The following is a 17,948-nucleotide window of genomic DNA, read 5'->3' as shown; positions in this document are numbered from 1 at the left end:
CGCCCGCCGGGCGGGCACCCGCGCCGGCCGTCCGCCATCCCGCAGGAGCCCGCATGACTCGTCCGCCGTTCACCGACTGCCACGTCCACCTCTGGGACCGCACCGTCCCGGGCCTCGACTACGCATGGCTCGACCCCACGGTCGACCCGGTGATGGGGGACGTCAGCGCCATCCAGTTCGAGCGCTGGGACGCCACCGACCACCTGCGCGACAGTCGCCACGCCGGCACCGGCAAGGTCGTCCACGTCCAGGCCGCTGGCCCCCCGGGCGACGCCGTCGCCGAGACAGCATGGCTCGAGCAGCAACACCAGTCGCACGGCCTGCCAGACGCCATCGTTGCCCGCGCCGATCTCCGGGCCCCCGACCTCTCGAAGACACTCGATCGCCACGCAGCGGCGTCCGGGCTGCTGCGCGGCATCCGGGACATGTCGAGCATGGGGCATCTGGACGATCCCGACGTGCTCCGCGGCCTGCGCGAGCTCGAGCGGCGGGACCTCGTCTGGGACCTGGCGTGCGGCTGGTCGGAGATGCCCGTCGCGGCGGACCTCGCACGGGCGTGCCCCGGCTTGCGCATCGCGCTGAACCACGCAGGCTGGCCCGTCGAGCGGACCGACGAGTACTTCGCGTCCTGGCGCACCGCCCTCTTTGTCCTGGCCGCCGAGCCCAACGTCCACTGCAAGATCTCCGGTCTCGGCATGGCCGACCACGAGTGGTCGGTCGCGAGCTGGCGCCCCTGGGTCCAGACGTGCCTCGACGCGTTCGGACCCGAGCGATGCGTCCTCGGCGCCAACTGGCCCGTCGACCGCCTCTTCGCGTCCTACGACGCGGTCGTCGCCGCCTTCGCGCAGCTGACCGACACCTTGTCCCCCGGTGACCAGCGCTCGCTGTTCACCGACAACGCCGCGCGGCTCTACCGCGTCTGAAGGAGACCGCATGACCTTCACCACCACCGCCCTCGAGGGCAAGAAGGTGCTCGTGACCGGCGCCAGTTCCGGCATCGGTGCCGGCATCGCCGTCGCCCTCGCGACCGCGGGTGCCTCGATCGCGATCGCCGGCCGCAACGCCGACCGCCTCGCAGCGACGGCGGAGGCCGCCCGCGAGACGGGAGCCACCGTCGTCGAGATCATCGCCGACCTCACCGAGGAGGAGTCCGCGGCGCGCGTCGTCGCCGAGGCGCTCGACGGCCTCGGCGGCCTGACCACGTTGGTCAATGCCGCCGGCGTCTTCGAGCCCGCGCCGATCGCGTCGGGCATCGGCTTCCTCGACCGGCAGCTCGCAGCGAACGTCCGGGCCCCCTTCCTCGTGACCGCCGCCGCGATCGAGCACCTGCGCCCCGGCGGCAGCGTCCTTTTCGTGAGCTCCGTCGGCGGCCACATCGGCTTCAAGGGCTGCAGCGCCTACGGGGCCACCAAGGGTGCCATCGAGCTGCTGGTCCGCTCCCTCGCACTCGAGGAGGCCCCCAACGGCGTGCGGGTCAACGCCGTCGCGCCCGGGAACGTCCGGACGCCGATGAACGCCCACCTCTTCGCGGACCCGGAGTTCGAGAAGAAGGAGATCGGCCACACCCCGCTCGGCCGGATCGGCGAGGTCGGAGACATCGCCGACGCGGCCGTCTTCTTCGTCTCCGACAGCGCGTCCTACATCACCGGCACCAGCTTGCTGGTCGACGGCGGCCTCGCCGCCGGCTGACCCCACCCACACACGAGAACGAGAAGCACCATGACGAAGCGCGCAGAACAGCAGAGCTGGGTCGTCAACACCCTGCTCGCCGGCAACGGCTACGAGGTCCTCCACCCGGAGTCCCGGCACTTCCTGGCCGAGATCGGCTACGACCCCGTCGACTTCGACCGGGCTCTGAGCCGGGTCAAGACCTCCGCCCAGATGCCGAAGGCCTGGGGCGAGGTCGGCTCCGAGATCGAGCACAAGGCGACCTGGTACGAGGCGCAGGGCTTCCGACGCGCCGCCCACGACCTCTACCACCGCTCCGCGCTCCTGTACGGCCACGCCCGCCACTCGTTCGCGCCGGGTGACTCCCGCAAGACCGCCTACACGCAGGCCATCAACCGCTGCTCCGAGGGCGTCGCGCGCATGGGCACCACCCGCAGCGAGCGGATCGAGCTGCCGTTCCGCGGCCAGACCCTCTACGCGACAGCACACTTTCCGGACACCGACGAACCGGCCCCGCTGGTCCTGATGCTGCCCGGCATGGACATGTACAAGGAGGACTGGGCCCGCGTCGCGGAGCAGTACTACCTGCCGCGCGGCATGGCCGTTCTCGCCGTCGACGGTCCCGGACAGGGGGAGACCCTCACCGACCAGCTGTTCGTGACGCTCGAGAACTACGAGCCCGCGATGAGCGCCCTCATCGACGAGCTTACGTCGCGTCCCGAGATCGACGCAGATCGCGTCGGGCTCTGGGGCGTGAGCATGGGGTCGTACTGGGGCCTGCGCACCGCGGCGCTGGATCCGCGGATCAAGGCGGCCGCGACCGCGATGGGCTGTTACGGCGACACGCAGGTCATCTTCAACCGGGCCCAGCCGGGCTTCAAGAAGCAGTTCATGGCCATGTCCGGCATCGCCGACGAGCAGGTCTTCGAGGACGAGGTCGCGACGAAGATGGGGGTCAAGCAGCTCGCCGATCGCATCAGCTGCCCCGTCCTCATGTGTTACGGCGAGTTCGACGAGCTCTCCACCCTCGAGGAGACCATCGACCTCTACGAGTACATCGACGCGCCGAAGCGGCTCGTGGTCTACGAGCAGGAGTTCCACGCGCTCGGCGGCGTCGGGGCCGAGATCATCGGCATCGCCGCCGACTGGCTCGAGCAGGCCCTCGGCGACGGCATCCCCGCAGGTGCCGACGCACAGAGCTACGTCGGACGCGACGGCACCATCGTGGACGGCACCGCCCGTCCGCCCTGGTGGGACGGCACCGAGGCGCCGGCCACCGTCGCCCCGGTCGCCTAGGGGACCCGGCATGCCCGGTCCCCTCGACGGCCGCGTCGCCCTCGTCACGGGGGCCGGCGCCGGCATCGGTCTTGCGTGCGCAGCCGCCTTCGCGCGGGACGGCGCGAAGGTCGCGGTCGTCGACATCGACGAGGAGGCGGCGGACGCCGCCGCGTCGGCGCTGTGCGACGACGGCGCGCGCGCGATCGCCGTCCGCTGCGACGTTGCAGATCAGGGCGACGTGACCGCGATGGTCGCATCCGTCGTTGCGCAGCTGGGCGGACTGCACTGCGCGCACAACAACGCCGGGGTCGAGGATCCCGGCGGTGCAGCCCACGAGCTCGACCCGGAGGAATGGGACCGGGTGCTGGCGGTCGACCTCCGTGGTGCGTGGCTCTGCCTGAAGGCCGAGGCCGCCCACATGCTCGAGGCCGGGGGCGGCAGCATCGTCAACACCGGATCGGTCCTCTCCTCCGTCGCGCAGCCCAGGACGACGGCCTACACGGCGGCCAAGCACGGGTTGCTCGGCCTGACCCGGGCCGCGGCGCTCGACTACGGAGCGCGCGGCATCCGGGTCAACTGCGTCTCGCCGGGCGTCATCGACACCCCGCTCCTCCAGCGCGCTGTGGACGGTGGGCTGCTCAGCCGTGGCGACGTCCGCGCGCTGCAACCCCTCGGTCGGCCCGGCACCCCGGCCGAGGTCGCCGAGGCCGTGGTGTGGCTCTCCTCCGATCGCGCCTCCTTCGTCACCGGACACGACCTCGTCGTCGACGGCGGCTATCTCGTCCGCTGAGCCGCCCGGCTCCCACCTCTTCCAGATCGAGAACGCATGAGCACCACCTGGCACATCGGCGGAGACGTCGGCGGCACCTTCACCGACCTCATCGCCTGGTCACCCGACCGGGCGGCCGTCCTGGTCAAGACCCCGTCGACCTTGGAGAACCAGGCCGACGGCCTGATGCACGGGATCGCCGAAGCGATCCCGGCGGAGGACCTTGCGGGGATCGTCGAGGTCCTGCACGGCACCACCGTCGCCACGAACGCGATCATCGAGCGGCGGGGGGCCCTGACCGGCCTGGTCACGACCGCCGGATTTCGCGACGTCCTCGAGCTCGGGCGACGGACGCGGCCGCAGGTCTACGGCCTGCGGGGCAGCTTCGAGCCCCACGTTCCGCGTTGGCTGCGCTTCGAGGTCCCCGGCCGGCTCAACCGCCACGGCGTCGAGCAGCTGCCATTGGACGAGACGGCCACCCGCGAAGCCGGACGTGCGCTGCGTGATGCCGGCGTCCAGAGCGTCGCGGTGGTCCTGTTGCACTCCTACGCCAACCGCGAGCACGAGGACCAGGTCCTCGCCTGGTTGGCCGACGAGCTCCCCGATGTCCCGATCACCCTGTCGGCCGACGTCCTGCCGGAGGTCCGCGAGTTCGAGCGGACCGTTGCGACGGTCCTGAACGCCTACGTGACCCCGAACCTCTCCGAGTACCTGGGAGACCTGGGGCAGCGGGTCGGTGAGGTCACGACCGACGCGCGCGTCCGGGTCATGCAGGGCAACGGCGGGACGCTCCCGGTCGCGGCCCTCACGGGGTTCCCGATCCGCAGTGTCATCAGCGGCCCCGCCGCCGGGTTGACCGGTGCGGCACGCGTGCTCTCCGAGCTCGGGATCTCCTCCGCCGTGGCGTGCGACATGGGCGGCACGAGCTTCGACGTCGGCGTCATCGAGGACGGCCGCCCGCTGACGACCAACGAGCTCGAGCTCGAGTACAACGTCCCGATCCGCATCCCCACCCTGGACGTGCGGACCGTCGGCGCCGGCGGGGGATCGATCGCCGAGCTCGACGACGGCGGCCTCCTTCGCGTCGGCCCGCGTTCTGCGGGTTCGGTGCCCGGACCCATCTGGTACGGGAAGGGCGGCACCCGTTTCACCGTCACCGACGCCAACGTGCTTGCCGGCCGGCTCCGCGCGACGCAGCTCGGGACGGACCTGGCGCCACCGGTCTCGAAGGACCAGATCTGGGCCACCGTCCAGCAGCACCAGCCCGAGCTGACTGCGGCGTTCCCGAGTCCGGGTCTCCTGGCCGACGCCGTGCTGCGCGTCGTCGTCGCGACCATGGCCTCCTGCGTCCGCGACGTCACGATCCAGAGCGGCCGCGACCCCCGCGACTACGCGATCATCAGCTACGGCGGAGCCGGTCCGCTGCACGCGTGCGAGATCGCCCGCGAGCTCGGCGTCCGGACCGTCGTGGTGCCCGCCAGCCCGGGCCTGCTGTCCGCCTACGGCTGCCTCATTGCCGACCTCGCTACCGACGAGATCATCTCCGCCCGGTCCGCGCTCCAGGACCTCGACACCGCAACGCTCGGCGTCGCCATTCAGCGGTCCGTCGCGCGCATGTCCGAGAACCTCACCGGCGTCGAGGGGATGCCGACGAGCGTGCGCGCGCTCTACGAGTGCCAGTTCGAGCGCCAGACCCACGCGGTCTACGTCGAGGCGCCCCTGGATCCCGACCCGGCGGCCATCGAGGCGGCGTTCCTCGCCCAGTACCGCGAGCTCTTCGGCGGCCTCCTGCCGAGCTCCGCGGTGATGGTCCGCAGCGTCCGGCTGGAGGCCCGGACGCCGCGCCGCGCCGCCGCGGGGTTCTCGCTCGGCGACGTCCGGACGACGAACGTCGCCGTCCCGCCCGACGTCGAGCACTGGAGGCCGGCCCTGGCCGACGACGCCGTCGTCCGCGGCCCGACCACGATCAGCGCACCCGACGCCACCCTGTTCCTCCCGCCCGACACCACCGCAACGGTGAGCACCGGCGGGCACATCCTCATCGAGGTCCACGCATGAGCACCACCGAGGCCACCAATGCCGCCGACCTCGCCATCTTCGCGGGGGCGATCGAGCAGATCTGCTCCGAGATGGACACCGCGCTGGAACGTGCCGCCTTCTCGCCCATCATCTCCGAGTCCGTCGACCGCGCGTCCGGGATCTACTCGAGCATCGACGGCGGCGCAATCGCCCAGGGCCACCGTGGTCTGCCGATCTTCACAGGCTGCATGCAGTACTCCGTCGAGGCGTTCCTCGACGAGGTCACCGTTCCGGGCGAGCGCGACGTCTACATGCTGAACGACCCCTACCGCGGCGGGACGCACCTGATGGACGTTCGGCTCATCACCCCGTTCCACGTCGACGGGGAGCTGGTCTGCGTCCTGGCCAACACCGCGCACTGGGCGGACATGGGTGGCGCCGTCGCCGGCGGATTCGGCAGCCGTTCGACGACGATCCACGAAGAGGGGCTCCGGTTCGGGCCGACGCGGCTCGTCCGCGACGGCGAGGTCGATCACGACGTTCTCGGCCTCGTGCTCGACAACGTCCGCGTGCCCGAGGAGCGCCACGGGGACATCGTCGCCCAGCTCGGAGCCCTGGAGGTCGGCAGGCGCCGCCTGACCGCCCTCGTCGAGCGCTACGGCCTGGACGGCTTCCGGAGCTTCGCCGACCAGCTCGGCCACTACGCCGAACGCCTCGCCCGTGCGCAGTTCCTGCGTCTGAAGCACGGACGCTACGAGACGGTCGCGTGGCTCGATGGCGACGGCGTGAGCTCGGATCCCCTCAGGGTCTCCTGTGCGATGACCGTTGCCGACGGACGTCTCGCGTTCGACTTCGCCGGCACGAGCCCCACGTGTGCAGGGCCGATGAACTCACCCCTGGGCGCGTCGAAGTCCGGCGTCCTCATTGGCATCATGCACGCGTTCCCCGGCCTGCTCATCAACGACGGGACCTTCGGGCTCGTCGACATCACCGTGCCGCCCGGCTCGTTCCTCGACGCGCGCTACCCGTCCCCGGTCGCGGGCTGCGCCTCTGAGGTCCCCGCCCGCGTCATCGATGCCGTGATGGCGCTGCTCGGGCAGGCCCTGCCGGAGCTCGCCCAGGGCGCTGCGTACTCCACGTCCGCGAACCTCACCGTCCACGGCCACCACGAGGGCCGCGAGTTCATCATGTACTTCTTCGCCGGGGGCGGCTACGGCGGCCACGCCGGCGGGGACGGCCTGACGAACGCCTGCGCGACCATCTCGATGGCGAAGGTTCCGCCGATCGAGCTCCTCGAGGAGTGGTACCCGGTGTCGTTCGCCCGCTACGAGCTGCGACCGGACTCCGCCGGGATCGGACAGCACCGCGGCGGCCTGGGTGCGCGCTACGAGCTCGTCATCGAGGCCGACCGCGCCGACGTCTCGTTCCTGATGGAACGTGGCCGCTTCGCCCCCCCCGGCATCGCGGGTGGCGGCGACGGCGCGCTGACGACCGCGAAGGTCGTCCGGACCGACGGCACCGTCGAGCTCCCCGAACACGTCACAAAGGACCAGGACATCCAGCTGCGCAGGGGCGACCGGATCGTCGTCGAGATGCCCGGAGGTGGCGGATTCGGTGACCCCGGGCTTCGCGATCCCGCGCTCGTCGACCGTGATGTTCGCGCCGGCTACGTCGGGGTCGCCGCATGATCCGCGACTTGCACCACACCGTCCTCCTCGTCCGCGACTTTGGCCGCTCCATGGACTTCTACACCGACGTCCTCGGCGCCGAGCTCGTCTCTCGCGACGACGACCGCCGCGGCGACTTCCTCGACCGGATGTTCAACGTCCCGGGCGTCGTCATCCGGCTGGGCCTCATCCGCCTCGGCGGCGAGATCATCGAGATCATCGAGCCGGTCGCCCCGGATGCGATCCGCACGTTCGACGGGGGCGAGGACCGTTTTGGGATTGCCCGCATCGGCTTCGAGGTCGACGACATCGAGGGCGACGTCCGACGACTCCGGGCCGCCGGCGTTGAGACGCTGAGCGAGATCGTCGACATGAGCGTCGGCCACTACGCGGGAGGCAAGGTCGTGTTCTTCCGGGACCCCGACGGCATCCTGCTGGAGTTCCAACAGCCCGGGACCCCGGGACAGGTCACATGAGCTCCCCGGACGTCGGACACGACCTCCCCGCGGTTGTCCGCGACCACCCGATCAGGGTCGTCGTCGGCAAGCCCGGCCTCGACGGCCACGACCGCGGCGCGAAGATCATCGCCCGGGCGCTGCGCGACGCGGGGATGGAGGTCATCTACACCGGGCTGCACCAGACGCCCGAGCAGATCGTGGCCACGGTTCTGCAGGAGGACGCCGACGCCGTCGGGCTCTCGATCCTGTCGGGTGCCCACATGACGCTGATGCCGCGCATCATGGATCTGCTGCGGGGCGCCGGGGCCGAGGACGTCGTGGTGGTCGTCGGAGGCACGATCCCGATCGACGACGTGCCCGTGCTGCTCGAGATGGGGGTCCGACAGGTCTTCACGCCGGGAACCCACACGGCACGCATCGTCGAACTCCTGCGGTCCGCGGTGCGCTGAGCACCGCGTCGGGCCCGGCGGCCGCCCGGATCGGGCGTCCGCCTGGCAGCCGTCGCCGCGATTCGTACGCGTCGGCGCCCGCGGACGGATCTGCACGCGCGGATGGCCCCCGCCGCGGCGGTTCGACCTACGCCCGCTGCGCGAGCTCTGCAAGAAGCGGCAGATCGAGGACGTCCCGGGCCGCGTCGATCGCGGCCTGCTGATGCGCGAGCACCGAGTCCGCGGGCCAGGAGGCGACGAAGTCCAGGAACGGGTCCGCGGCGCGCGTCACGGCGCCGACAAGCTCCTCGACGACCGCCAACCCGCAGAACGGCACGTACGCTTCGGAGTAGCCGCCCTCGTTGACCAGAAGGATCCGCCCGCCGCAGAGCTCGTCGGCCAGGCCGACCGCGAACCCGGTCATGTCGCGGAAGTCCTCGCTGCTCAGCATCATCCGGCCGAGGGGATCCAGGCCGGAGGCGTCAAACCCGGACGCGACGACGATCACCTCGGGCTCGAACGCGCGGAGGGCGGGAGCGACGACCGCCTCGAGTGCCGCTAGGTACGCCGGCCGTCCGGATCCGGGAGGAAGCGGGACGTTGACGTTCGTCCCGAGTCCGGGGCCGGCGCCGCGGTCCTCGACCGCCCCGCGGTCCGACGGAAAGCAGTGGTCCTGGTGCAGCGAGACGGTCAGGACGGACGGGTCGTTCGCGAAGGCCGACTCGGTGCCGTTTCCGTGGTGCACGTCCCAGTCGACGACTGCGACGCGTCGGATGCCGAGGTGCCTCCGCGCGTGCTGTACGGCGATCACGATGTTGGCGAGCAGGCAGAACCCCATCGCCTCCGCGCGTTCCGCGTGATGCCCAGGCGGCCGGACGAGCGCGTAGGCGTTGTCGACCTCGCCGGAGCAGACGGCTTCGAGGGCGGCGATGCACGACCCCGCGGCCAGGCGCGCGATCTCGTAGGACCCGGGCCCGCAGTTCACACCGTTCTCGACCTCGGCCCCGGGGCCGTCCGAGAGGACGGACAGCCGCTCGAGGTAGTCGGGAGCGTGGACCGCCAGGAGCTGCTCATCGGTCGCCGGCCTCGCAACGAGCCGCACGAGGTCCTCGGCGAGGCCGCTCGCCTCGACGATGTCCGCGAATCGCTGCTTCGTGAGCGCGCTCTCGACGTGCCGGTCCACCGCGACGAGTCCGCCGGCGGCCACGTACGCTGCAGCGTCGCCGGGGTCGTGCGCGGTGAAGCGCTCGTCCCAGAGCCAGCCGGTCCGGCGCATCAGTGGCCGCCGGCGGCGAGCAGGCCGTGGGGGTCGAGGACGAACTTCTTCGCGGCGCCCTGATCGAACTCCGCGTAGGCCGCGGCAGCGTCCTCGAGCGGCACGACGGTCGCGCCGACCGCGTCGGCGATCTTCACCCGTCCGTGCAGGATGCTCTTCATCAGGGCGGGCTGGTAGCGCTTGGCCGGGCAGCCGCCCGTGTGCAGCACCAACGACCGGCCCCATCCGACACCGAAGTCCACGCCGAGGACGCCGTTACGGGAGGCCTCCGTGGTGCCGCCGCCGTCGGATGAGACGTAGGCCCCGGGGATGCCGAGGTGCGCGCCCGGGCGGGCGATCCCCATCAAGGAGTTGAGCACCGTGGCGGGGGCTTCACCGTCCGCGCCGGGGCCGTGTCCCCGAGCCATGAACCCGACGCAATCGATCGCCGCGTCGACCTCAGGAACGCCCACGATCGCTTCAATCGCGTCGGGGAGCGGAACGCCGGCCGTGAGGTCGATCGTCTCGCAGCCGAAGCTGCGCGCCTGCGCCAGTCGGTCGGCATTGAGGTCGCCGACGACGACGACGGCTGCACCCAAAAGCTGCGCCGAGCACGCGGCGGCGAGGCCGACGGGGCCGGCGCCGGCAACGTAGACGACCGACCCGGGACCGACACCCGCCGAGACGGCGCCGTGGAACCCGGTCGGGAAGATATCGGCCAACATCGCGAGGTCCGGCAGAATCTCGCGTGCCTGCTCGCGGTCGGGGAACTTGAGGGCGTTGAAGTCCGCGAACGGCGCGAGTGCGTACTGAGACTGCACCCCCGCCCAGCCCCCGAGTCCGGGGTAGCCGAACGCCGCGCCGGCCCCGCCGGGGTTCGCGCCCTCGCAGATCGCGGTCTGTCCGGCCGAGCACGCGCGGCATCGACCGCAGGCGACGTTGAACGGCACGGAGATCACGTCCCCGACCTCGAGCGTCTCGACGTCCCGGCCGATCGCGACGACCTCGCCCGTCATCTCGTGGCCGAGCACCAGACCAGCCGGAGCCGGGGCCCGGCCCCGAACCATGTGGATGTCCGAGCCGCAGATGCAGCTCGCGAGGACCTTGACGATGACCCCGTGGTCGCAGCGGCGGCCGGCGTTGGCCGGATTGATGCCCGGGGCGTCGCGCAACACGAAGTCGGGTTCGTCGACGTCGGTCACCTCGACCACACCCGGTTCCTGAAACGTCACTCCGCGGTTGGCGGTCATGCGTGCCTCGTTCCCTCGTGGGGGACTGCGGGGATCGGCGCGGGCGTCATGGCGCCAGCGTCCCGGTGACGGCGATCGCGCTGACCTCGACGAGGTAGTCCGGGTCGGCGAGTCGTGACACCTCGACCAACGTCGCGGCAGGAAGGGGTCGGTCCCCGAAGGCCGATGCCCGCGCCGCCGCGATCGCCGGGAAGTCCTCGACGTCCCGGACGTAGAGGTCCAGCCGCACGACATCGTCGAGGCTCGAGCCGGCGACTTCGAGCGTGGAGCGAAGGTTCGCGAAGACCTGAACGGCCTGAGCACCCGCGTCCCCGATGCCGACCACGCCGCCGTCGTCCCCGCGCGCCGTCATGCCCGAGACGAAGACCTGCGGGCCCGGTACCGCGATCCGGACTGCCCGGACGCCTCCGGACGCGTCTGCGGACACGACGCTCCGCCCGGGTGCACCGGACGCTTGAAGGGTGCTGCTCACGGGCCTGGCCATGAGTCCACGATACAGAGTTAATATCCATATTGTAGAACTGGACTCCAGCATTCGGGTACGCTGCGGCGATGCGCGATGCAGATCTGGCCACCCTCCTGGAGGTGCTCTGCGGGGTTCCCGCGCCGTCCGGGTTCGAGTCGCCACTGCTCGACGAGTTCATCGAGCGGTGGGGCAACGACGTTCAGCGCGACGGGCTCGGGAACCTGCTGCTGCGGGTCGGGGGGAGCGGCCCGCGCACGTTGATCCACGCGCACGCCGACCAGGTCAGCTACGTCGTTCGGTCGATCACCGACGACGGGTTCCTGATGCTCGACAACGGCCAGGGGGCGCGCGGCACCCGCCCGGAGCTCCGGTGGCCCGTGGGCCAGGGCGCACGCGTGGTGACGCGCTCCGGCGAGATCATCGAGGGCGTCTTTGCCGCGGCGAGCGGCCACGTCGCTCACGGCGCCCTCGGTCCCCAGGACGGTCCAGACCTGCTCTGGCCGACCTTCTGGATCGACCTGGGTGCAGAGAGTCGCGCCGCCGTCCTCCGATCCGGGATCCACGTCGGGGCCCAGGTGCTCTACCGCGCCGAGTTCCGCAAGCTCGGCGAGCACCGCGTCGCGGGGTGCGCCATGGACGACCGGGTCGCGATCGCGGTGATGGAGGCGCTTCGGGCGGACCTTGACCTCGACGCCCTCGAGTGCGAGCTGTGGTTCGCGATCACCGTCCAGGAGGAGAACGGACTGCACGGCGCGCAGGCCGTCGCGGCGCACGACGGCTTCGCCCGGGTCCTCGGCCTCGAGGTCGGGCTCGTCGGCGACGTCCCGGGCATCGACGACCAGGAGCACCCGGCGCGGCTCGGGGCCGGGCCGATCCTCGTGCACAAAGACTCGATGGTCCACTACGACCGCGGGATCGGCCTGCAGATCCATGCCGCGGCCGAAGCGCACGGTATCCCGCTCCAGGACGCCGTGTTCTCCAGCTACGCCTCCGACGGCCGGGCGTTCATCGATGCGGGCTCGCCCGCCGGACTGATCGCGGTGCCGACCCGCTACACCCACACGGCCTTCGAGACCGTGGACCTTCGCGACGTCCGGGCGACCGTCGACCTGATGCGGGCCATAGTCGAACGTTCCGGAACAGAACCCACCGAGCTGTGACACCCCCCCCCGGGCACGGCAATCCCAGTCGCGCCTCGGCCTGATGCCGCACGCTCAGTCAGGTCGTCGCCGCAGGCGAACCAGCGACTGGGCACTCGGGCCGGATCGTGTGTCACCGCCGTCCGAATGATCCCGGGTGGAATGGCCGCTGTTCGGAACGGGCCCAGAGGCGACGCCGGAATTAAGGGTCACTCGCTCGGGTGGGCACAAGTGCCTACTAGTCGCGGGCCGTTCGGCGAGCTACAACCGGTCTGTGCAGGCTGATGCCCTCACGCGAGACGACGTGATGACCGCCGAACAGGTGGCGCGCATGCTCCACTGCTCGCGCCGGCGGGTCTACGACCTCGCCCAGCGGGACGAGCTGCCGGGGGCCCGGCACCTCGGGCGGACGCTCATCGTCGTCCGGCCGGTGTTCGAGGCTTGGCTGCTGACCGGTCATCGGGCGCCTGACGACGCCTGAACCGGGTCAGCGGCTCGTCGGCCCGGCGGGCGTCGCCGGAACACCGAGGATGAACGGGGCCGTCTCGCCGACGACCGAGGGCTTCGATGCCCGGCGCTTGGCGTCCCCGGCGTCCGCTCGGTCAACGAGCGTCCGCATCGCGGCGGCGAGCTGGTCGACCTCCCCGGGCGCCAGCCGCTGGGGGCGGGCCGCGAGCCAGTCGGCGAGCAGGTCGCGACGCACGAAGGTGATCCGGTCCCCGTCAACGACCCCGTCCGCGAAACGACTGTCGATCACGACCACGGCGGTCACCCACGGCCGCCGACCGGACTGCTGCGCCAGCGCCGATCCGAGGTCCACCGCTCGGCTCCGCGTCCGCCGACCGACGCCGCCGGTGACGTAGTTCGAGTCCGGGTCGAGTCGGCGCTGCACGCGGATCTCGTCGTTCTCGACTGTTGCGTCGCCGCCCAGCCACTTCGTCTCGAGCACGAAGACCCCGGCGGGGCCGATCACGACGTGGTCCATGTTTCCGAGACGACACGGCACGTCGTGCACGGCGAACCACCCCGCGCGGACGAGTCCGCGCAGCGCTCGAGCCGTGGCCCGCTCGGCGTCCGCACCCCACTCCCAGCGAGCTACGTACTCCGGTGGATCGTCGCGAAGCCAGAAGTAGAGGCCGATGAACGCCCCGCCGTAGACCCCCAACGCGTAGCCCCACATCTGTCCGAGCACGAGCGCGGGCACGACCGATGCGAGGACCATCGCGCCGGTGACGGCGAGCGCCGGCCGGTTGATCCGCTGGCGCCACTCGCGCTGGCCCGCACGGAACCGCTCGGTCGCGGCCCGACCGGCACGGCGCTCCTCGTCGGACGTCCTCACGCGCAGATCGACCATTCGCGAGGCATGATCACGACGGCCGACAGTCACGCCTAGGGATCTCGACGCACGTACGTCGGCCTGCCGAGGAAGGTGATCACCCCGACAACGAATGAGGCCCGCCCATCCTCGCTGCGCTCGTCGTGCACACAGTTGCACCCGGGGTGCGGCGGGCGTACGGTGAACGCACCGGATGTTGTCCGTCGGGAAGCTCGCCGCGGGTCAGGAGCGCTACTACGAGCGCACGGTGGCCCACGGCCAGGACGACTACTACTCGGGCCAGGGCGAAGCCCCCGGCCGATGGATCGGCCGCGGCGCCGAGCAGCTCGGCCTCGACGGTCAGGTCCGGGCAGAACAGCTGAGCGGGATGGCCGCCGGGATCGACCCGTCCGACCCCGACCTCCACCGCGCGCTGCGGTCGAGTCGGAGCGAGGTAAAGGTCGCCGGCTACGACCTGACGTTCTCGGCACCGAAATCCGTGTCGGTGCTCTTCGCCGTCGCGGACCCCGAGACGTCGAGGGAACTCGTCAGGGCACACGACGCCGCTGTCGGGGCGGCGCTGCGGTACGTCGAGGACACTGCCGTGAAAGTGCGCCGCGGGAAGGGCGGGGTCGTCGTCCAGCCCGGCGGCGGCCTCATCGCCGCGGCTTACCGGCACCGCTTGTCGCGGTCGTTGGATCCGCAGCTGCACACCCACGTCGTCGCGGCGAACGCGAGTCAAGGTCCCGACGGGCGCTGGACCGCGCTCGACGCCCGGCACATCTACCGGCACGCGAAGACCGCCGGCACGCTCTACCAGGCGCACCTCCGAGCAGAAGTCCGCGACCGGCTCGGTCTGGAGTGGGGTGCGGTCTCGAAAGGCGCGGCCGAGCTCGTCAGCGTTCCGAAGGGTGTGCGCGATCACTTCTCGCGTCGGCGGATGGAGATGCTCGAGCAGGCCGAAGGTGACGGGTTCTCGCTGAACACCAAGGGCCGTGCCGAGTCCGCGGCGCTCGCCACCCGGAGCCGCAAGACCTACGAGATCGACACCGTCACCTGGCGCGAGGAGGTCGTCGCCCGCGCGGCCGAGCACGGGCTGGACCGCGAAGCAGTCGAAGCGCTCGTCGACGAAGGCCGCAAGGACCTTGCCCGCGGGGTGCGGGTTGGCGGGCCGCCGGTCAAATTCGCGGCGCTCGACGCCCGGCTGGCGGGCCCGACAGGCCTGACCGAGATGGCCAACACGTTCCTCGCGCGCGACGCGGTCCGCGAGTACGCCGAGGCCCACCAGCAAGGTGCGCGCGTCGCCGACGTCCGCGACCACGCTCGTGTGTTCCTAGGGCGCGGGGACGTCCGCGAGGTCCAGCTGTCCGACGAGCTCGACCGTCCGGGCGAGCAGGACCGACTGTTCACGACCGACGACCTCGTCGCCACCGAGCGGCGCCTGGTCGCCGCCGCGGCCGGCAGGGCGGGGGAGGGCGTCGCCCGCCTCTCGGAGCGCCACGTCGAACGCGCACTGGTGACATCCGACCGCACGCTCAGCGACGAGCAGACGGCCGCAGTCCGCGGCGTCGCCGGATCGGGCAACGGTGTCGACGTCGTCGAAGCGCTCGCCGGCACCGGCAAGACCTACACCGCCGGCGTGCTCCGCCAGACCTACGAGTCCGCGGGACTGCATGTCGTCGGGGTGGCTCCGACGGGCCGAGCGGTCCGAGAGCTGGCGGACGAAGCAGGGATCACCGGGTCCCGCACCCTGCACAGCATGATCGCCGCGATCGAGCGTGAACCCAAGGCGAAGCTCGCGGACGTCGTGATCCTCGACGAGGCCGCGATGGCCTCGACTCGCCAGACCGAACGGATGCTCCGCTGGGCCGAGGCACGCGGGGTCAAGGTGATCGCGATCGGCGACCCCGGGCAGTTGCCGTCCGTGCAGGCCGGCGGATGGATGCGCGCCGTCGGCGAACGCGTCGGCCACCACCGCCTCGACCAGGTCCGCCGCCAGCGAGACCCCGACGAGCGGCGAGCCCTCGGGCAACTCCACGAGGGCCACAGCGCTCCGTACCTCGAGTGGGCGGACCAGGCCGGACGCATCACCGTTCACGACCAGCCCCGGAACGGGATGGACCGGGCGGTGGCGGCGTGGACGTCGGCCGTCGAGGACCACGGGTTGGCGTCGGCGGTCCTGATCGCGCGCGACAACGACACGCGCCAGGCCCTCAACGATCGGGCTCGCGGGGTACGGCGTGACCTCGGCGGGCTGGGGATGGACCACGACTACGGACCGGTAATCGTTGCCGCCGGAGACCGCATCATCTGTCGACGGAACAGTTGGGAGCTGAACGTTGACAACGGCACCCGCGGCACCGTCCAGTCGGCAACCGAGGACGGCATCACGCTCCGGACCGACACGGGCGCGGTCCGCGAGCTCCCGGCGGACTACGTCGCCGGCCACGTCGAGCCCGCCTACGCCTTGACCGGCCACGGGATGCAGGGCGGCACCGTCGAGTGGGCCGCTGTCGTCACCGAACCGTGGGAGCTCACCCGCGGCTGGAGCTACACCGCGCTCTCCCGCGCCCGGGACACCACCGAACTCCACGTCCTCGCTCCCCACGACGCTGACGACGAGCACCGCGACGAGATCGCCCCCAGCTACCGGCCGCCCCGTGCAACGCGGACGGAGATCCTCGACCAGGTCGCCCAGCGCATGACGGTACGTGACGACGAAGACCTAGCCGTCGATCGGCTTTCCGAGCGCGACTCGCGAAGCGGGTCGACTGAGGTTGCCCACCGCGAGTGGACAGCGACGCCAGAGCCGACCAAAACGGCGCCACAGCCATCCGAGCCCAGCGCCGACCGACAGCACTTGGCGCAGCTGCTCGGCGAGGTCGACCGGCTCGCGGACGTACGACGCGCGTTCCCGACCGGCGACCTCGAGCGGCATGCCCACGCTGAAGACCAGCTGCGCAAGCTCGACGAGCGCCGCGCCGACGCCGTCGCGCGACTGACGCAGCTCCCTGAGCCCCGAAAGCGTCTGCTCCGAAGCGCATCGGACGACTACGCGACCGAACGTCTCGTACTGCAGACCCGGATCGCGGATGCCGTCCGGGACCGTCCCGATCTCGTCGCACGCCGCGACGAGATCGAGCGCCGGCTCCCCGCCGACCCGCAGACGCTCCGACGCAAGCTCGCCGGCATCAACCGCGAGCTGCGCGACGTCCGGGCACGAGCCGAACGCGGGCTGTCAATCCTCAGCGAACAGGAAGTCCGAACCCGGCCGGCCTGGGCCACCCGGCAGCTTGGCCCACGTCCCGATGATGACGTTCTCGCCGAACGCTGGGACGAAGCAGCACGGCGTGTCGCTGAGCACGAGCTGCGCCATCGGCCGCTGGAAGCCGTAGGCGGTCTCAGTTCTCGGCGTCCGGACGACCCAATCGAAGCTCGCGACTGGCACCGGGCTACGCGCAAGGTGGACGACGCGCGTCGGTCGATCGCGCGTGGACCCGAGCCGCCGGACATCGGACTCGACCTCGGAAGGTGAGCTGCACCGAGCCGGACGCCGGATCGGTCGTGGCAGGACCGGTGCGCTGGTGGACTCGCGGCACGTGGGCGCTGATAGGTGAGTCCGAGACTTCCCGCGCTGAGCTGAAATCCCCGGCGACGCTCGAGGTCGCAGTTCGTGCCGAACGCCCTGGTCGGAACCCGTGGGGATTGGCGCCGCAGTCTCGTACCTGTCCCGTTTGACGCCCCATTCCCGGGAATCAATTCGGACGGGTCTATTGGTACAGCGACCATGCGTTTGCGCCGGGCCGCCCGCATCGGGTCCGCTTATTCCGTCTGGTGTTCGGTTGTCGGGACGGCCTTGGCGGAGTCAGTCGTCGAGGTTCGAGAGCGCCGCGGCCCAGTGGTCGGCCCAGGCGGTGAGTGGCGCTCCCGCTTCGATGAGTCCGTGCCCGAGGTCGGTCAGCGCGTAGCCGTCCTCGCCGTTCTCGACCAGTCCGGCCTCGCGGAGCTCGCGCAGGCGGGTGTTGAGGACCGACGCGGCGATGCCGCCGCTGCGGGTCTGCAGCTCGCGGAACGTCGCGCCGCCGTCGCGGAGTGCCCAGACGACGGTCATCGTCCAGCGGCGGCCGAGGAGGTCGAAGAGTGCGTTGAGTGGCTGGCCGGTCTGCGAGCCGCGGACCGGCTGCCCGGGGCGGGGGGTCTCGGGCTCGGCGGAGTCGCTCACGGCGCCAGCGTATG

General features: G+C 71.4%; 15 protein-coding genes and 1 pseudogene. 11 read left to right on the top strand and 5 right to left on the bottom strand.

Annotated elements, in window-relative coordinates; translation table 11 throughout:
- Positions 1–53 precede the first annotated feature (53 nt).
- The 8 genes from Q7T67_RS11375 to Q7T67_RS11340 are packed head-to-tail and all read left to right on the top strand — an operon-like array spanning position 54 to position 8,308.
- On the top strand, positions 54–923 hold the full coding sequence (locus Q7T67_RS11375) for an amidohydrolase (RefSeq protein WP_304789203.1): 870 nt from the start codon (positions 54–56) through the stop codon (positions 921–923).
- Between the two features lie 10 nt (positions 924–933).
- Positions 934–1,689 carry an SDR family NAD(P)-dependent oxidoreductase gene (locus Q7T67_RS11370; protein WP_304789200.1) on the top strand — a complete coding sequence of 252 codons (756 nt, stop codon included), beginning with the start codon at positions 934–936 and terminating at the stop codon, positions 1,687–1,689.
- Positions 1,690–1,719: 30 nt separating this feature from the next.
- On the top strand, positions 1,720–2,964 hold the full coding sequence (locus tag Q7T67_RS11365) for a S9 family peptidase (protein WP_304789198.1): 1,245 nt from the start codon (positions 1,720–1,722) through the stop codon (positions 2,962–2,964).
- Between the two features lie 10 nt (positions 2,965–2,974).
- A complete protein-coding gene (locus tag Q7T67_RS11360) occupies positions 2,975–3,736 on the top strand; it encodes an SDR family NAD(P)-dependent oxidoreductase (RefSeq protein ID WP_304789195.1) in 762 nt (253 codons plus the stop codon).
- A gap of 36 nt (positions 3,737–3,772) precedes the next feature.
- Positions 3,773–5,773: a hydantoinase/oxoprolinase family protein gene (locus Q7T67_RS11355; RefSeq protein WP_304789192.1), complete on the top strand. Its 2,001-nt coding sequence runs from the start codon at positions 3,773–3,775 to the stop codon at positions 5,771–5,773.
- Positions 5,770–7,422, top strand: coding sequence for a hydantoinase B/oxoprolinase family protein (locus Q7T67_RS11350; RefSeq protein WP_304789190.1), 1,653 nt, complete (start codon positions 5,770–5,772; stop codon positions 7,420–7,422). The genes Q7T67_RS11355 and Q7T67_RS11350 overlap by 4 nt, the downstream gene beginning before the upstream one ends.
- Positions 7,419–7,877, top strand: coding sequence for a VOC family protein (locus tag Q7T67_RS11345; protein WP_304789187.1), 459 nt, complete (start codon positions 7,419–7,421; stop codon positions 7,875–7,877). The genes Q7T67_RS11350 and Q7T67_RS11345 overlap by 4 nt, the downstream gene beginning before the upstream one ends.
- Positions 7,874–8,308: a cobalamin B12-binding domain-containing protein gene (locus Q7T67_RS11340; protein ID WP_304789183.1), complete on the top strand. Its 435-nt coding sequence runs from the start codon at positions 7,874–7,876 to the stop codon at positions 8,306–8,308. The genes Q7T67_RS11345 and Q7T67_RS11340 overlap by 4 nt, the downstream gene beginning before the upstream one ends.
- Before the next feature lie 127 nt (positions 8,309–8,435).
- Here the strand turns inward: Q7T67_RS11340 and Q7T67_RS11335 are convergent, their stop codons facing one another.
- Genes Q7T67_RS11335 through Q7T67_RS11325 form a run of 3 tightly spaced genes read right to left on the bottom strand, consistent with a single transcriptional unit; the run spans position 8,436 to position 11,219 of the window.
- Positions 8,436–9,563: a class II histone deacetylase gene (locus Q7T67_RS11335; protein WP_304789180.1), complete on the bottom strand. Its 1,128-nt coding sequence runs from the start codon at positions 9,561–9,563 to the stop codon at positions 8,436–8,438.
- Positions 9,563–10,792: an alcohol dehydrogenase catalytic domain-containing protein gene (locus Q7T67_RS11330; RefSeq protein ID WP_304789177.1), complete on the bottom strand. Its 1,230-nt coding sequence runs from the start codon at positions 10,790–10,792 to the stop codon at positions 9,563–9,565. Before Q7T67_RS11330 ends, Q7T67_RS11335 begins: the two co-directional genes overlap by 1 nt.
- Before the next feature lie 46 nt (positions 10,793–10,838).
- The gene (locus Q7T67_RS11325; RefSeq protein ID WP_370695390.1) at positions 10,839–11,219 is read right to left on the bottom strand and encodes a RidA family protein; all 381 of its coding nucleotides are present in this window, start codon (positions 11,217–11,219) and stop codon (positions 10,839–10,841) included.
- 125 nt (positions 11,220–11,344) lie between these two features.
- Here Q7T67_RS11325 and Q7T67_RS11320 point away from each other — a divergent pair, with 125 nt between their 5' ends.
- Positions 11,345–12,418, top strand: coding sequence for a M42 family metallopeptidase (locus Q7T67_RS11320; protein WP_304789172.1), 1,074 nt, complete (start codon positions 11,345–11,347; stop codon positions 12,416–12,418).
- A gap of 286 nt (positions 12,419–12,704) precedes the next feature.
- Positions 12,705–12,878 (top strand): helix-turn-helix domain-containing protein, encoded by a 174-nt coding sequence (locus Q7T67_RS11315; protein WP_304789169.1) that lies wholly within the window; start codon positions 12,705–12,707, stop codon positions 12,876–12,878.
- A 6-nt stretch (positions 12,879–12,884) separates the two neighbouring features.
- Here Q7T67_RS11315 and Q7T67_RS11310 read toward each other — a convergent pair whose 3' ends face one another.
- Positions 12,885–13,751 carry a nuclease-related domain-containing protein gene (locus Q7T67_RS11310; protein ID WP_304789166.1) on the bottom strand — a complete coding sequence of 289 codons (867 nt, stop codon included), beginning with the start codon at positions 13,749–13,751 and terminating at the stop codon, positions 12,885–12,887.
- 175 nt (positions 13,752–13,926) lie between these two features.
- On the opposite strand from Q7T67_RS11310, the pseudogene mobF reads away from it, so the two are divergent.
- Positions 13,927–15,801 (top strand): annotated as a pseudogene (gene mobF, locus Q7T67_RS21210) (MobF family relaxase); the annotation flags it as partial.
- 1,776 nt (positions 15,802–17,577) lie between these two features.
- Here the strand turns inward: mobF and Q7T67_RS11300 are convergent.
- Positions 17,578–17,934, bottom strand: coding sequence for a helix-turn-helix domain-containing protein (locus Q7T67_RS11300; protein ID WP_304789160.1), 357 nt, complete (start codon positions 17,932–17,934; stop codon positions 17,578–17,580).
- Positions 17,935–17,948: the final 14 nt, after the last annotated feature.

Source organism: Patulibacter sp. (assembly GCF_030655195.1).
Taxonomy (GTDB): Bacteria; Actinomycetota; Thermoleophilia; order Solirubrobacterales; family Solirubrobacteraceae; genus Patulibacter.
The sequence above is the reverse complement of the archived record's forward strand: the minus strand, read 5'-3'. Positions and strand labels throughout refer to the sequence as shown.

Bases quoted from the DNA above. Each gene is read 5' to 3' on its own strand.
- Q7T67_RS11375 (WP_304789203.1), top strand. From the start codon at position 54: ATGACTCGTCCGCCGTTCACCGACTGCCACGTCCACCTCTGGGACCGC.
- Q7T67_RS11370 (WP_304789200.1), top strand. From the start codon at position 934: ATGACCTTCACCACCACCGCCCTCGAGGGCAAGAAGGTGCTCGTGACC.
- Q7T67_RS11365 (WP_304789198.1), top strand. From the start codon at position 1,720: ATGACGAAGCGCGCAGAACAGCAGAGCTGGGTCGTCAACACCCTGCTC.
- Q7T67_RS11360 (WP_304789195.1), top strand. From the start codon at position 2,975: ATGCCCGGTCCCCTCGACGGCCGCGTCGCCCTCGTCACGGGGGCCGGC.
- Q7T67_RS11355 (WP_304789192.1), top strand. From the start codon at position 3,773: ATGAGCACCACCTGGCACATCGGCGGAGACGTCGGCGGCACCTTCACC.
- Q7T67_RS11350 (WP_304789190.1), top strand. From the start codon at position 5,770: ATGAGCACCACCGAGGCCACCAATGCCGCCGACCTCGCCATCTTCGCG.
- Q7T67_RS11345 (WP_304789187.1), top strand. From the start codon at position 7,419: ATGATCCGCGACTTGCACCACACCGTCCTCCTCGTCCGCGACTTTGGC.
- Q7T67_RS11340 (WP_304789183.1), top strand. From the start codon at position 7,874: ATGAGCTCCCCGGACGTCGGACACGACCTCCCCGCGGTTGTCCGCGAC.
- Q7T67_RS11335 (WP_304789180.1), bottom strand. From the start codon at position 9,563: ATGCGCCGGACCGGCTGGCTCTGGGACGAGCGCTTCACCGCGCACGAC.
- Q7T67_RS11330 (WP_304789177.1), bottom strand. From the start codon at position 10,792: ATGACCGCCAACCGCGGAGTGACGTTTCAGGAACCGGGTGTGGTCGAG.
- Q7T67_RS11320 (WP_304789172.1), top strand. From the start codon at position 11,345: ATGCGCGATGCAGATCTGGCCACCCTCCTGGAGGTGCTCTGCGGGGTT.
- Q7T67_RS11315 (WP_304789169.1), top strand. From the start codon at position 12,705: ATGACCGCCGAACAGGTGGCGCGCATGCTCCACTGCTCGCGCCGGCGG.
- Q7T67_RS11310 (WP_304789166.1), bottom strand. From the start codon at position 13,751: ATGGTCGATCTGCGCGTGAGGACGTCCGACGAGGAGCGCCGTGCCGGT.